Consider the following 14,999-nt stretch of genomic DNA (forward strand, 5'->3'; position numbering starts at 1 on the left):
ACATCATGTTACGAGCAACGATCGCATTACTCAGTATTACTAGCTTCGCCGTATCTGCCAACGCCCATCTTCCTTCTGGAGAAGAGTGGCTCAACCATGCGACTGAAGGGCTTGCACCTTATTGGTTAATGCCTAGCGCTCAAGGAGAACCGGTAGGAAACTTCCCTACTTTCCGCTGTGATGACGGTACCTTGCTCGATGTTTCTGATGTGTGCCATGAACTAAACAAAGGCTGGATCACGCCACACTTTGGCAAAGAGTTTACGCGGATGAAGTCACGTCAAACTTATGCCTATGGCGTGCTCTACCACCTTAGTGGCGATAAGCAGGCTTTAGCGCTTGCCAAGCAAGGAGCCGACTACATCATTGATCAGCTAGAAGATAAGCAAAACGGCGGCTTTATCGGCTACACAAAAGAGGGAAAAGTAGGCCAGAATTGGCAGCAGCGTACTTCTCAAGATCAAGCGTATGCATTAGTTGGCCTTGCCATGTATTACTACCTGACTCAAGACAAAAAGGTAGAAGAAGCACTCATCGCACAACAAGCTTTTATCTTTGATAAATATCGACTTAGCGACAACAGCGGTCTTGCTTGGGTACTTGCGGATGGTGAAGATGGCAAAGCCACACAGCGTGAACTGGTCGCGCAACTTGATCAGATTAACGGTTATATGCTGTTAGTCGCTCCCCTGCTAAAAGAGCCCACCAAGACAAGATGGCTTGATGATCTAAGTTGGCTGACACAAACCATGGTCGAGCACTACCACTCTGAAGATGAACAACGCTTCTGCGGGGCCATTCACAGCAAAGCCGCCAAGATGCCGAATGCTAATCACAACGATTTTGGGCACACCATCAAAGCGTATTGGATGACTTACCTTACAGGCCAAACATTGAATAACTCTGAATGGAAAGAGTTTGGCATCAAAGGGATGAAACACACTCTCGTTCATGCGCAATATCAGAAAAATTTCGTGAGTGTATCCCAATATTATGGCGAAGAACTTCAGAAAGCGTGGAAAGGACAAGAGATAACTGGCTGGCAAAGCAGACCAAACACAAATTGGGCTTCATCATGGGAATGGGCGGAGCTTGATCAAGCAGCAATGACGGTTTCACTTGTCGATGATTCAATGAAAGACGTCCTGCAATACACCCTACCCACTTTTCATGATGTATGGGTCGACCATAAATACGGCGGTGTCGGGCTTGAGCCAAAACGCACCAAAGCTTTCCATTGGGGCAACGGTTATCACCAGTTTGAACATGCGCTGATTGGCTATCTATACGCACAGCAAGTTGACGCGAAGCCAGCAGTATTGCATTACGCAAGGCCGACCAACAGCGAGATGCCAATGGAACCGTATTACTATCAAGGCGATGTGGTGGAGCTATTGAATAAAGATGACGGAACGCAGAAGGTCAGTTTCAATAACATTCGACCTTAGCGTTGGTTGTTTGTTCTAAATGGACTTGAGATTCAGGGCTACGGGGAATGGACAAGGTCAAAGAGTTAGCACAATAGTGATGTCGCAGACCAAACAAAAGCCGCTGTTGATCAGCGGCTTTCTTGATGGAGATAAGCGGAGGTTAGTTGTCCAACCCTTTAATTGGGTTCATCGAGTGATAAACGGTGTTCACGTCACCAGTCATCGACAATGAACTCAAGTCATCAATGAAGAAACGGCTGGTCATTGTGTGCTTACCGCCATTGATAAAGATTTCGATCACTGACTTATCAACATAAACCTCGATGATTTGCTTGGTGCTCAACCTCGGTGCTTTTCTCACTGAGCCAAACTCTTCCGCGTAGAGCTGAGACATTTTACTGCGATCAAGCATGAACTCCTTTTCTGTAGCACTGAATACGATGTTATCACCCGCAACGTTAGTAAGTGTAAACTCAAACTCGTCAGTATCCGTTTCGAGCTCAACTATGAAGCTGGTTGTATCCAATTCAAGAGCATTTTCAACCACCACAGCTTCACCCTGTAGCGCTTTCAATTCAGGTAAAGCAGACTGAACAAGATAGCCATCTTGGATTTGAAGTTCGCGTGGTAACGACAACATGCCCGCCCACTGATACTCATTAGATGGTGTATCAATCTCAGGCAGACCAATCCAAGCAATCAGAATACGGCGGCCTGTATCATCTAAATAAGTCTGTGGTGCATAGAAATCGAAGCCATAATCTGGCTGCGCAATATCTTGGTGGTTTTCCAGTTCTACCGAATCGAGATTTAAGCGGTCACCGACGATATAAGCCACCGAGTAGATATTTTTGAAATCGTATGGATTTTCGCTAGACACACCTTGTGGAGAAAACAGCATCACCGACTGATTCTCTATTTCAAAGAAATCTGGGCATTCCCACATATAGCCAAGGTTGTTGTAACGAGTTTGAATTGGACCTTTGTGCTGCCAATTCATCAGGTCTCGGCTGCAATATAGCGCCATAGAGCCATAGAGCCAGTATTTTGAGGCGTTTGAGCACCCACAACCATCAGATAATCGCCGCCCTGTTTCCACACTTTTGGGTCGCGGAAATGTTCGGTGTAGTGATCGTTTTCGATAACCACGCCGTGCTTTTCTATTTTGCCGTCAGCAGTCATCTTGGCAAAACATTGAGTTGGCACTCGCAACCAATTTCCGTCGCGCTTGTTACCTGTAAAAAACAACAATGCATTGTCGTTTTCAACCAATGCACCACCAGAGTAAACACCGTGAGAGTCGTAATCTTGGTCTGGGTGCAAGCCAATGCCGTGGTCTTCGAAATGAACGAAGTCTTTGGTAGAAAGGTGGTACCAGTACTTCATACCATGGACGGGGCCAACTGGCGTCCATTGGTAAAATAGGTGGTGTTCACCATTAAAGAAACACAGACCATTCGGATCATTAAGCAGACCAAACTTAGGCGCAATATGGTAGCTTGGATAGCCAGAGTCTTGTTTGCGAAGCTCTACCATCGCATCAATACTCTCTAGAGAAATATCTTCTATACGGCGATATCTTTGCTCTACTGTCCAGTTCGAGTTCAAACTCATACACTCTCCTCTACGGCATTCGTATTTGAAGAGTCTTTTTGAATAAACTGAGTAAGAGCTTCTTGCGTTGGAAGTGCGGTCATTGCGCCTTTTTGCGTGGTCGCCAGTGCACCACACCCATTCGCCCACTGAATTGCAGAATCGACGACTTGTTGATTGTTCCACTCATCATCTTGAGAAAGCTTTGCAAGCAAACCGCCAACAAAAGCATCGCCTGCACCCGTGGTATCCACTGGTGTCACTGAGCGACCTGAAATCAACACACCTTGGTTTTCAAATACTCGCCAAACGCCTTTCGCGCCCTGCGTAACCAGAACAAGCGTGTTGTTAAGATCTGCAATGTTAGCCAAACCTTGTTCCATCGAAGTTGAATCGGTTAAGAAATCCAGTTCTTCTTCTGAGAATTTAACCACATCAGCCAATTCAACCGCTTTCATGACCACAGACTTAATTTCAGATGGGTTTTGCCACACTTCATCACGAAGGTTTGGATCGAAGCTGATGTAACCGCCCGCGGCTTTCATACGTCGGATCGCTTCGAAGGTACTGCTTCGGCTTGGTTCATTAGCCAAAGAGATCGAGCAGACGTGTAGCCACTCGTTTTTCTTAAATTCGGGAATGTCTTCAACAGACATAAACTGGTCGGCACTTGGCTTAACCATAAACGTAAAGCTACGCTCGCCTTGGTCATCAAGATCGACCACCACGGTTGACGTGCGTTGTTCAGGGTCCTTCACCAAACGCTCGGTATTCACACCTTCCTTTTGCAGAGTCACTTCCATAAAAGTGCCAAACGGATCGTTACCCACTCGGCCAAAAAATGCGCTTTTGCCTAAAAGGCGAGAAATCGCTACCGCGACATTAGCAGGCGCACCGCCCGGACATTTCAATAATGTCGCGTCAGTCTCCGGAATGAGGTCGACGACGGCGTCTCCAGTTACCCAAACTTGATTCATCTTTCTTACCTTAAAACTGAAAATCATGACAACCGAAAGCGATGGCAATCGAAAGCAGTAGCAACCAAAAGCAAGGTGACACTTCACGCTGTCATGTAAAAATATAAAAAGGCTAGCTAAGCCAAAATCACCTAGCTAGCACCCCAAAGCTTAGGAAATGAAGTGAAAAGGGGGGCTTCACTTCTAGGGAGAAACGTTAAGCTGTTGCTTTAATGTTTTGCTTGCTGCGCTCGCGCAGACCTAAAACAACGGTCAGAGCAAAGGCAGTCACGAACGCGATAATCATACCTACCACGTAGTAGCCAATCTTTTCTGGTGATATTGAGATGATGCCAGGAATACCCGCCGCACCCAGTGCTTGTGCTTTCACATTGAACATCGTGATAAACGCGCTTGAAATCGCAGCGGCACAAACCGCAGCAATGAATGGATAGCGAAGCTTCAAGTTCACACCGAACATTGCAGGTTCAGTAATACCAAGCAAGCCAGTCACACCAGAAGGAATCGCGATACCTTTCATTTTCTTATCTTTACTCATGAAACCAACCGCCAGTGCCGCTGCACCTTGTGACACGTTAGACATCGCCGCGATAGGGAAGATGAACGTACCGCCAGTCGTTGCGATATCCGCAAGCAGCTGAGTTTCAATAGCAATAAAGCTATGGTGCATACCAGTAATAACAAACGGCGCATAAATCAAACCAAACACCGCACCGCCAATGAAGCCAGCACTGTTGTATAACCAATTTAGGCCGTCACCAAGCAGGAAGCCGATATCACGAGTAAATGGACCAACAATCGTGAATGTTAACAAACCAGTTATGAAAATCGCCAATAGCGGCGTTAGCAAGTTATCCAGAACCGAAGGAATAACTTTACGCAGCCCAAGCTCAACTTTCGCTAGAATAAACGCAGAAACAAGAACGGGTAGTACTGAACCTTGATAGCCTACTTTCTCGATTTCGAAACCTAAAATGTTCCAAACCGGAATGCTGCCCGACACTGATGCGCCACCGAAGCCCCAGCCGTTAAGCAAGTCTGGGTGAACCATCAACATACCTAAAGCCGCGCCAAGGTATGGGTTACCACCAAACTTCTTACTCGCTGAAAATGCTAATAAAATAGGTAAGTACACAAAAGGAGCATTAGCAAATGTATTGATCATGTTTGCTAAGTCGGTCAAACCCGGATTAGCGTCGATTAAAGATTTGCCATCAATGAATAAGCCTTGAGCCGTCAATAGGTTGTAGATACCCATCAACAAACCACCAGCAACAATCGCCGGAATGATTGGTACAAAAATATCAGACAGGCCTTTCACCGCGCGTTGCAGGATATTTTGGTTGTCAGCACCTGCAGACGCCACATCGTTGGTCGACATTTCCGTCATTTCAGTCAGCTTAGCCAACTCAGCATAAACTTGGTTTACGATGCCTGAGCCAAAGATGATCTGATATTGACCTGCCACTTTAAACTGGCCCTTAACCCCTTCTAGGTTATCAATCGCCTGTTCATCAATTTTATCTTGGTCTGCAACCGCAAGACGCAGACGAGTCGCGCAGTGTGCGAGTGCGGTGATATTACTTTTACCACCTAATAGAGAAAGCAGCTCTTTTGCTATTTTTGGATAATTCATTACATACCCCATTGGATTATCATTTGAGCTTTTGAACTTTCGGGAACGTTTGCAAAACAAATTTTTGCCTAGAAATAACAAATGATCAAAGATAACTGCTCAATAGTGTGAGAATGATCTTCAAATTATCTCCCTAGGATAAGAAGACAGGGTTAAAATCCCCTAATAACAGGTAAATTTGATGCTCTGTTTGCAAACAATCCCAAAACTAAAATTACAATTGGATAATGAATAATGGCTAGTCTTCATGATGTCGCTCGTCTCGCTGGAGTTTCCAAGTCGACGGTTTCAAGAGTAATCAATGATGAGTATGGCGTAAAAGACGCGACCAAGGTGAAGGTGCGTAAAGCAGTTGAAGAGTGTGGCTATCTCCCAAACCAAGTCGCTAAAGACTTAAAGTCCCAAAAAACCAACCTGGTTGGCGTGATTGTTCCTAGGGTTTCTTCCCATGCCACCTCTCAGGGTGTCGATGGTTTAACCGCCGTCTTAGAGCAAGCGGGCAAGCATGTATTATTAGCGAGCACACACCAAACACACCATAAAGAACTTGAATATATTCAGATATTTAACCAGAGGCGTGTTGAAGGTATCATCCTGTACGCGACCCACCTCGACAACCAATTAGTCAAAGCGATTCAAAGCTCTGCCGTACCCGTGGTATTGGTTGGTCAAGACGGGTCAATGTTTAACATCCCAAGCATTGTGCACGACGACACTCGCGTAGGGTTTGAAGCGGGTAATCGCCTCATAGCGAAAGCTTGTAAGCATATGGGATTCATCGGTGTGCAAGGTGATGATATTGCGGTTGATAAGATGAGATCGGAAGGCTTCGCTCAATCGCTTCAATTTAACGACCTCACACTGCAATTTCACGCCCGTGGCGACTTCACCATAGAATCAGGTTACCAACTGGCGAAGCAGTATCTCAAGGAGCACACCAAGCTCGACGGCCTATTCTGCGCCACTGACCGTATCGCAATCGGTGCGATCAGAGCCATTCAGGAAGCGGGGCTCGTTCCAGGAAAGGATATATTGGTGCTCGGTGTAGGTGACGATGAGCTCGCTTCAGTATGCACACCAACGCTGTCTACGTTTAACTATGCGTTTGATAAAGCGGGAGAAAATGGAGCCAAGCTGCTACTCGACCGTATTGAGAAAAAAGGCTTTGAAATGAGCAAGATGGTGTTGACCTTCACCACTATTGACCGAGAGTCTTGCTAGCGATTTATTTCAGAGATCAGGTTATCCCAAGATAAAAAATGCCAACCTTCGAGTTGAAACGATAAGGTTGGCATTTGCTGATGCGACTATCACATCATGAGTAACACTCTCTATCTAAACGATATATCAAGCAATTAGAACCAAGTTTCCATCTGCAGTGCAAACAGAACCTCGCCGCCCTCTCCCATCGTTGCAGCATCTGCTTCAGTGCTGATCGAGTAACCATTTAGGTCTTCACTCCAATCCACATAGCTCACAGCGAAACGCAGTTCTGGTCGGTCAAAGAAACCAGTGCTAGTTGAAAGCTTGAGTGTTGGTGCAACTGTCGCTTTGTAGAAACCGCCGCTCGCTTGCTCTGTCGAGTTGTCTAAATCCATGTATTGCAATGAACCTTCGTAAACCATCTCAAAGTTCTCTGTGAACTCTTGAGCTAATCGAACGTTTAAAGAAGCCCATGTGAACTCGTCATTCTTCTTCAAACGGTCTTGGCTATGCTCTGCCATTAATGCAGGTGCTAAGCGCCAGTTGTCGCCAATGCGAGTGACACCGTAGCTAAACAGGCGAACGGCTTTCGCGTCATCCAGTAGATCACCATTTGAACCGATGCCTTTTAGCTCTGCACCTAGGCCACGACCCACTAACATACCCGTTTTAGAGAAGCCTTCGCTCAGACCAAAGAAGTTGTCTCCATGGTACGCAAACATTGCGTGTACACCGCTTTCAGCTGCGCCATTTAGGCGGCTATCGTTGTCTGCTGAGGTCATACCGCTCAACATCACTTGCCATTGGCCAATACGGTTATTCATGGTTGCAATGTAGTTTTCTACATCTGTTGACGAGCTATCAATCTCACCAAAATCTCGGCCATAAATAGAGAAATTCGCTTTCCAGTTGTCGCTCATCTGAACGTCATAAACGCCCGCACCAGTACCTGATAAGAAGACAATATCCGAATCGAAAAAGTGAATATCAAAGTTGTCGCGATCGAATCGTTTACCCGCCCAAAACGTTGCTTCAGAAAACGCTTCAGATTCAGAGAACATGCTCAGACGGTTCAGTTCTGAATACACTTGTCGCACATTCAACTGGCTTTCGCTGGCAGTCCACTCGTTATTTGTCTCAGTACTGTCGGCCAACATGATGCGAAACAAAGCACTAGAGCCATCGTCTGCAAATCGCTTATGAATCAAGTTCGCTTCAACGTAATGATCATCTTCAACACCAAGACGTCCAATTGGAGCTCCAATGGCACCCGCCGCTGTCATGTAAGGACCAGTACCTGTCGCGCCGTTTAGGTCGTCGTTGATCAATAACCCAGAGCGAGCATAGCCGTGAAACTCAAACGAAGAAGCCTTTTCATTGGCCTCGGTAGAGACCTGCTCTGTTTGTGCAACCCTTTGTTCTAATTCATTAATACGTTGCTCTAATGCTGCAACGTCTTCACTTGCTAATACCGATGTAGTCATTAGCCCCATTGTTACAGCAACCGCTAAAATGTGTCGTTTCATTCTGATGTTCTCACGTTAATTGTTTTGGATTATCTGCAAACGTTCCCAAAATAATTCGTAAGCACATTTCGGCTTATACTTTTGATGTATAAGCTCTATATCGAAGAAGAAATAGAAATCAGTCGTGTTGATTACTTCACTTTTGTATCTGAGTGGATGATAGATCGATAATTTCGGGAACGTTACCGAAAATGCATAATTCTGATAACTTTGTCACAAGTGAAATTGATTAATGGGCGAAAAATAGTGTATCGCGCACATTGAAGCCTTTATCAAGGTCGTCGATAAGCTAGAGTCAGTTACGAACAAAGCGTGATGAAACACACAATAACCACCACCTTTAACTGATGAATAACTCGATTATCGAAGGTGAACACGGTTTTGTTCGATCTAATAAATGACGATCGAATCATAAAAGGGAAGTTAGAAATGAATCCAGATACTTATGAAAGCTTCCAATAAAAAAGCCAAGTTGAACCTTAGTGATCAACTTGGCTTTAAATGGCTCAATGAATGCTTTCTAGCGCGTTGTAACGTCACAAAAGTAGAGATTATTTAATTGGATAATGTCGCTTTAAAAACGCAATCACATGCGGTACATACTTATCGGTATCAAAAATTGGAGCACTATGACCAACACCCTCCTCGATAAACAGCTGATTCTCAATGCCGTACTTGTCCAAAGCATGTTTGAGGATCTGGCTTTGCGCTAAAGGCACTCGCTTATCCAGTGTTCCATGGAACTGAATGTAAGGCGGAGCATCACTGTTTATATAACTGGTCGTTGAAGCTTGTGCCGCTAGCTCTGGTACTTCACTCGGGATATCACCTAAAAAGCGTGACACCGACGACTTTTTACTGGTTGGTCTGTTCCCTTTATTACCTAGTTCCAGCAGATCCGTCGGGCCAAAAAAGCTTACAACTCCAGCCACTCGATACTTAGGTTCTGAGTAAAAGCTAATGTCACCGTGCGTATTACTTGCGCCGACCAATCCCGCTAAATGACCACCAGCTGAACGCCCCATCATAACCACGTTATCGGCGGCAAGATTGTACTTGTTAGCATGGTCATGAAGATAGTTAATAGCATCATTAATATCCGCGACTGGTTTTGGGAAAGTTGCTTCGCAACTTAAAAGATAATCGACCGCAGCCAACGCATAACCTTCATCCAAAACAGAATTAAGCAACAACGGGTTTTTAGTCGGAATATCGTCTTTAGTGCCACGCTTCCACGCACCGCCATGTACCCAAACGAGCAACGGATATTTTCCATCAACCTTTGCTTCTGTTTTGGGAAGGTAGAGATCAAGCTTGATCTCTCGTGCTTCTACCGTCTTAAACAAGATGTCCTTTTCTACTGTGTATACCGCATTAGCATTAGCATTAGCATTAGCAGCCGATAATCCAACAAATGAAAGCATCAGTAATTTTGTTATCTTTTTCATTATGAACCTCTTATCTAGAATGACGCTTCTGCTGCTAACCAGTAACGACGACCATCTTCAACGTAGCCAAACTCTTCGTAATCGGTTTGTTCATCAAATAGGTTGTAGATACCAGCCATCACCTTAAGGTTCTTTTGCACATACCAGTTGGCACCTAAGTCAACATAAGTAATTGATGGCGCTTCGTATTGTGTTTTTGAACTACTCGTTGTCGGTTCTGACTCTTTGCCACGGTATGTCACTCGTATCCAAGATTGGACATCATCACGTACTTGCCAATCTGCATTTACGGTAGCTAAATGCTCAGGAATTTGCGTTAGTGGCTTACCCTCATCTTCACCGGACTGCTTCTCAGTATGTGTATAGGTATACGTCGAACCGACAGAAATCGCCTCGGTAATGCCTTTATTTATCGTGTATTCAGCACCGTAAGTAATCGCGTCTTCAATGTTCACGTAGGTAGAATCACAACCACGTCGGCCACAGTTAGTGCTCAGCTCTTTCTTGTCGATCTTGTCTTTAAAGTCACTGTAGAACACGGTGAAGTTCGAGCTTAAATCGGCATCGCCAACAAAGTACACGCCCATTTCACTGTTCACTGACGTCTCGGCTTTTAGATCAGGATTACCGTAAACCGAGCAGTCGCCACCACAACTTTCTTGCGCCCAACCCGCTTCCATCTCAGTTAAGCCTGGTGCTCGATAACCCGTTGAAACACCGCCTTTCACTGTCCAATATGAGTCGACACTCCACACACCATAAACGCGAGGGCTCAGATGAGACTCGAACACGTCATTTTGATCAAATCTGAGACCAGTTGTTAGAGCAAAAGAATCGGTGATGTACCATTCATCTTCCGCAAACAGTGACCATTGGTTATTTTTGAAGACATGATCTTCTGCAGAATCTGTCAGCTCCTGACGTGTATAGTTGAAGCCGATAGTTAGGTAGTGCGCCTCAAGCACAGGCATAGACCATTGTGAGTTCAGAGTCAGGTTTTCCACTTCCATTTCTCCGCCTTCATTCTCCACCGTTTCATTGTTGATGTATGAAGTGCCCGAGCCCCAGTCGTAGTTGCCTGAGTGAGATAGGCCCAATGATTGACGATTGTTCACACGCTCAGAATCTGTGGTTTTCGATTTTCCATCCGTCGTCACTCGTTCTTGATCGTGATAGGTGTAATCAAACGAGAAAGTATCGTCATCCGTAGGCGTCAAGTGTAGTGCGCCACGGTAACTCTCTAATGTTTTGCCTCCGTATCCGTAAAGAATCTCATCTTCCTTACGCTCTTGATATAAACCAGAGAAAGAAGCACTCAACAAGCCATCAATAAGAGGGCCCGCTAGATGCACTTGGCTTTGATATGAATTGCCCGAGTCTGAGTTCTCTTGCAGTGTTGTTTCACCACGTACGCTGCCATACCACTCTTGATAATCTTTACGAGTGATAATGTTGATCACACCGCCAATCGCGTCTGAACCGTAAAGCGTCGACATTGGGCCACGCACGACTTCAACTCGCTCAATCGCGCTTAGAGGTGGTAGCCAATCTTGCTCAAAGCCACCACTGCTGTTTTGTTGTGTTTCACGGCCAGACTGCTTGCGTCCATCGACCAAAATCGCCGTGTATTCTGCAGGCATACCACGTATTGAAATGTCTTGGCTCGAACCACCACCTGTCACTATCACACCAGGTACATCACGCAGCGCGTCTGTCAGATCTTTATACGATCGGTTTTCCAGCTGCTCACGAGTAATCACGCTGATCGACGCTGGCGCTTCAGTGACAACCTGCTCATAACCAGCTGCTGTCACAACCATGGTTTCCATAGTCGTCGCTTCAATGGTCAAAGCTTCGGTATCAACTTGATTTACTTGTTCGTTAGCAAAGCCCATCACAGGGAATACAAAACACGCAGCAGCTATAGACTTAGAAAGGGGGGAACGAGTAAACGTTTGAATAGTGTTCATCTTGGCTCTACTTAAATTGAGATTGCATTTAATAATCATTCTCAATTAGAGCGGCGTAAATCATTCGCTTCAAGCATAATGCTATCGCCAAAATAGAATATCGCTATCCGCCAGACGGATAGTTACCTTCATCTTATGCTTGATATGAAACTGATGATGTTGCGAATAACGGCTCTCAAATCACTCAGACTTCGGTGCTTACTTAACTAGAAGTCACTCTCTTTTAAGAGTACGTATCTTTGCCTACATAGAGGTCTTTGAATATTTCACGTACCCATTCACACATCGGGTCATCATGAAATCGCTTGTGCCAGTACAAATAAACTTCTTGAAAGCTCAAGTGGAGTTCTTCTGGGACTTCTCTGGTGATCAGGCGGGGATCATGACACGCTGCTTCTGCAAAAGGTGTTGGAAGGTGAAAGATGATGTCGGTTTCAGCAGCAATACTTGGCGCCGAGCTGAAGTTACTCAACTGCACAGGTGCAGACAGGCGCTGCTTTTTATTGGCTAAACCGAGTTCTTGGTATTTGTGTTCGAAAGAAAGCCTTTTCTCACCTTGTAGAGAGACTTGGCCAAAATCATATTCCGCCAGCTTTTGTGGGGTCAGAGTTTCATTCGCCAATGGGTGCTCTCGGCTCATCAACAAACGGAACGTGCGCTTCGCCACTGTCATACGATAGATATTTTGCTCAGCAGAAGGCGGCTGATGCGAAGATAAGGCAAAGTGCACATCACCTGCGACCAAGGCTTCGAAATGACGCTTGGGCGCAGAATCTAAACTCACGATCATGTTCGGCGCTTCTTTGCGGATCTTAGCGATCACCTTGGGCATTAAGGTATTAATTTGAGGCAGTAAGCCATAAAATTTCACAGTACTATCAACCTTGCTTGGGTCAAACGACTGCTTATGAACCAACTTTTCCAGGTTAGTAATAACGGTGTTGATATCGTTTTTAATCGACTCTGCTTTTGGGGTCAGCTCATAGCCATACTTCTTACGTACCAGCAGCTCATCATCAAAGAAGGTACGCATTTTTTGTAGCGTACGACTTACCGAAGACTGGCTCATGTTCAGAGACATTGCGGTATTAGAGACGTGTTTTTCTTCGAGTAAATGCTTAAGAACGAAAAGAAGATTCAGGTCAATCTGGGAGAGGTTCATGAGTGCGTCACCAAAATAATGAGGGCATCGTTGAGACAATACGCCGCGCTCAAACCACGGCAATGCATATCAATGATTGGGGTTCAAGATACCGAGTTAACGGCTCTGCGAGCATGATTTAAAGTTCAATAGAAAAACGACTAAATCAAAAAATAGAAATAGAGATCGCTACTTTCTCTTACCCTGCTCCACCAACTTTTCATTCCATGCCGTATTGCCGTCACGCTTAGAGACATCGTACTCCGCACAGAACTGAGATATGGTCATATTGTTATCGCCAGTGGCAAGCTTGAGAGCCAACTGAACTTGTTGAAGCTTGCTTTGCAGTCGCAAGATTTGACCAGCATTTGGGCTTTTCTCTTTGGCGTATTTTAAAGCCGCATGCTTACGTTCTGCCGCGCCCGCTCGGCGATCTGCTTCTGATAACAGATACTTGAGTTGAGCAACACTCTTGCCTTTCTTGAAGGCAGGATCAAGCAACTCAACGCATTCATCAAACGATGGATCGATAACGTATGGGTCAACTTTATGAGCTTGTTGGCGCATCCATTCGAGTGCGAGTTTTTCATCTGACATAATTACATCTTTACCAAAGAAACAGCCCTATATGGTATCGCTCAATAGCAAACCGCTGCAATAACAAATTGAGTGACTTTACGCCTTTTTACACTGTGCCGATTGACTAATTTAACAATCACAGCTCCAATAGTTGGCTTTAACGCATCACAAACAGCTCTTCGTGGTAGTGCTTTTCAATATCAAATTGATAGGTGTCTAATTCTTTTTTCAGTGATGTAGAGAACAACTCCGGCCCGCAGAAATACATCTCGTACTCGTTGAGGTCGCCACATTGATTGACAATTCTTCCGGCGTTTAGCCGCGGTGAGTGCAAGGTATCTATCACGGTCAACTTCACACCAACCGCGTGTGCTAGGTGCCACAACTCATCGATTAATTGCTTATCAACACCGCGAGTACAATAAAACAGTTGAATACGAGGATGATCTCGTTCTGTTTTGAGCGCTTCAAGTGTTGCAAAAAACGACGCTATCCCGACACCACCAGCAATCCAAATTTGTGGCTTGCTTAGGTCAAAATAAAGTCGACCATAGGGTCCTTCAACCGTAACCGCATCGCCCGCTTTCACTCGTTCATATAGGCCATTAGTAAAATCACCCAGCTCTTTGATCAAAAAGCGCAGCTCTGGATCATCACTGCCAGAAACAATGGTAAACGGATGCGGGTCTTCATTACCGAAACGCAAGTACGCAAACTGCCCAGCTTTGTGACCTTGCCAAGATGCCTCCGGTTTTAACACCAGCTCCATCACTTCAGCTTGTGGAAAATAGCGAGTCGAGATAATCTTCGCTGAGTGACGATTACGACGCCCAACCAAGCCCAACAAACTGTAAATCGCTGCGATAGACCCAGCCAAAGCAAATGCCACAGTTAGATAATAAATAGGTTCTCCCCAATACGCTCGTTTAAGCAGGATTACTGAGTGGAAAGCGATAAACAGGTACGCAACCGACATCAGACGGTGCGACAATTTAAACGGTTTGTACTTCACTGCCGCCCATAGTGACGCCACCAGTAAAATGAGCAACAAGTAGAAGCCCCACTCGCCAATACTCTGAGCAATACCGCGTAATTCATTGACCCATAACTCCCATCCAGTCAAAACAGCTTGCGGCCCTGAACCATCGTGTCGAACAGGCTTATCTAACACACCAGACACCACCAATGACTTAGGTATTTGGTACCACAACCAGTGTGTCACACCCAGTGCAACACCACCGATACCGAGCCATTTATGGACTCGATATGCTTTATCCATACCTTTCAGCCAATTCTCAACCATAGGCAAACGCATCGCCAAGATCATTGTGATGGACATTAACACCAGAGACAAAATACCTGAGTACTGAATCATGGCTGAGCGCCATTCAAAGACATCGCTTGAAGCGAATAATTGCGGTTCCATCGCAAACCAAAAGGCTGACATTGTGGCAATCATTGCCCAAATGATATTGCGGACTGTTTTCATTTGTTAA

The 14,999-nt window shown here is 45.3% G+C and carries 10 protein-coding genes and 1 pseudogene; 2 read left to right on the forward strand and 9 right to left on the reverse strand.

Features of this window, described 5'->3' with window-relative positions; translation table 11 throughout:
- Window positions 1–5 precede the first annotated feature (5 nt).
- Complete coding sequence (locus AB4585_RS19610) at window positions 6–1,448, forward strand: N-acylglucosamine 2-epimerase (RefSeq protein ID WP_372170665.1); 1,443 nt, start codon at window positions 6–8, stop codon at window positions 1,446–1,448.
- A gap of 142 nt (window positions 1,449–1,590) precedes the next feature.
- Here the strand turns inward: AB4585_RS19610 and AB4585_RS19615 are convergent.
- From AB4585_RS19615 to AB4585_RS19625, 3 genes and pseudogenes are all read right to left on the reverse strand, one after another.
- Window positions 1,591–3,044 (reverse strand): annotated as a pseudogene (locus AB4585_RS19615) (sucrose-6-phosphate hydrolase).
- Window positions 3,041–4,000: an aminoimidazole riboside kinase gene (locus tag AB4585_RS19620; RefSeq protein ID WP_017061624.1), complete on the reverse strand. Its 960-nt coding sequence runs from the start codon at window positions 3,998–4,000 to the stop codon at window positions 3,041–3,043. The pseudogene AB4585_RS19615 and the gene AB4585_RS19620 overlap by 4 nt, the downstream one beginning before the upstream one ends.
- Before the next feature lie 196 nt (window positions 4,001–4,196).
- The gene (locus AB4585_RS19625) at window positions 4,197–5,636 is read right to left on the reverse strand and encodes a sucrose-specific PTS transporter subunit IIBC (RefSeq protein WP_017064972.1); all 1,440 of its coding nucleotides are present in this window, start codon (window positions 5,634–5,636) and stop codon (window positions 4,197–4,199) included.
- Between the two features lie 234 nt (window positions 5,637–5,870).
- Between AB4585_RS19625 and AB4585_RS19630 the strand changes: the two genes are divergently transcribed.
- Window positions 5,871–6,857 (forward strand): LacI family DNA-binding transcriptional regulator, encoded by a 987-nt coding sequence (locus AB4585_RS19630; protein ID WP_017061622.1) that lies wholly within the window; start codon window positions 5,871–5,873, stop codon window positions 6,855–6,857.
- A 134-nt stretch (window positions 6,858–6,991) separates the two neighbouring features.
- Here the strand turns inward: AB4585_RS19630 and AB4585_RS19635 are convergent, their stop codons facing one another.
- The 6 genes from AB4585_RS19635 to AB4585_RS19660 form a co-directional block, all read right to left on the reverse strand.
- Window positions 6,992–8,365: a carbohydrate porin gene (locus tag AB4585_RS19635; RefSeq protein ID WP_372170667.1), complete on the reverse strand. Its 1,374-nt coding sequence runs from the start codon at window positions 8,363–8,365 to the stop codon at window positions 6,992–6,994.
- 551 nt (window positions 8,366–8,916) lie between these two features.
- Entirely contained in the window at window positions 8,917–9,813 is an 897-nt protein-coding gene (locus AB4585_RS19640) for an alpha/beta hydrolase fold domain-containing protein (protein WP_372170670.1), read from the reverse strand.
- A gap of 14 nt (window positions 9,814–9,827) precedes the next feature.
- Window positions 9,828–11,708 carry a TonB-dependent receptor domain-containing protein gene (locus AB4585_RS19645; protein ID WP_372127458.1) on the reverse strand — a complete coding sequence of 627 codons (1,881 nt, stop codon included), beginning with the start codon at window positions 11,706–11,708 and terminating at the stop codon, window positions 9,828–9,830.
- Window positions 11,709–12,006: 298 nt separating this feature from the next.
- The gene (locus tag AB4585_RS19650; protein WP_372106761.1) at window positions 12,007–12,945 is read right to left on the reverse strand and encodes a LysR family transcriptional regulator; all 939 of its coding nucleotides are present in this window, start codon (window positions 12,943–12,945) and stop codon (window positions 12,007–12,009) included.
- A 168-nt stretch (window positions 12,946–13,113) separates the two neighbouring features.
- Window positions 13,114–13,521, reverse strand: a complete 408-nt coding sequence (locus AB4585_RS19655; RefSeq protein WP_017054885.1) for a hypothetical protein — start codon at window positions 13,519–13,521, stop codon at window positions 13,114–13,116.
- A gap of 139 nt (window positions 13,522–13,660) precedes the next feature.
- Window positions 13,661–14,992, reverse strand: coding sequence for a ferric reductase-like transmembrane domain-containing protein (locus AB4585_RS19660; protein WP_017061619.1), 1,332 nt, complete (start codon window positions 14,990–14,992; stop codon window positions 13,661–13,663).
- Between the last annotated feature and the right edge of the window lie 7 nt (window positions 14,993–14,999).

The sequence above is a fragment of the Vibrio sp. 10N.222.49.C9 genome (assembly GCF_041474985.1).
Taxonomy (GTDB): domain Bacteria; phylum Pseudomonadota; class Gammaproteobacteria; order Enterobacterales; family Vibrionaceae; genus Vibrio; species Vibrio crassostreae_C.

Bases quoted from the DNA above. Each gene is read 5' to 3' on its own strand.
- AB4585_RS19620 (WP_017061624.1), bottom strand. From the start codon at position 4,000: ATGAATCAAGTTTGGGTAACTGGAGACGCCGTCGTCGACCTCATTCCG.
- AB4585_RS19630 (WP_017061622.1), top strand. From the start codon at position 5,871: ATGGCTAGTCTTCATGATGTCGCTCGTCTCGCTGGAGTTTCCAAGTCG.
- AB4585_RS19640 (WP_372170670.1), bottom strand. From the start codon at position 9,813: ATGAAAAAGATAACAAAATTACTGATGCTTTCATTTGTTGGATTATCG.
- AB4585_RS19660 (WP_017061619.1), bottom strand. From the start codon at position 14,992: ATGAAAACAGTCCGCAATATCATTTGGGCAATGATTGCCACAATGTCA.
- AB4585_RS19655 (WP_017054885.1), bottom strand. From the start codon at position 13,521: ATGTCAGATGAAAAACTCGCACTCGAATGGATGCGCCAACAAGCTCAT.
- AB4585_RS19635 (WP_372170667.1), bottom strand. From the start codon at position 8,365: ATGAAACGACACATTTTAGCGGTTGCTGTAACAATGGGGCTAATGACT.
- AB4585_RS19625 (WP_017064972.1), bottom strand. From the start codon at position 5,636: ATGAATTATCCAAAAATAGCAAAAGAGCTGCTTTCTCTATTAGGTGGT.
- AB4585_RS19645 (WP_372127458.1), bottom strand. From the start codon at position 11,708: ATGGGCTTTGCTAACGAACAAGTAAATCAAGTTGATACCGAAGCTTTG.
- AB4585_RS19610 (WP_372170665.1), top strand. From the start codon at position 6: ATGTTACGAGCAACGATCGCATTACTCAGTATTACTAGCTTCGCCGTA.
- AB4585_RS19650 (WP_372106761.1), bottom strand. From the start codon at position 12,945: ATGAACCTCTCCCAGATTGACCTGAATCTTCTTTTCGTTCTTAAGCAT.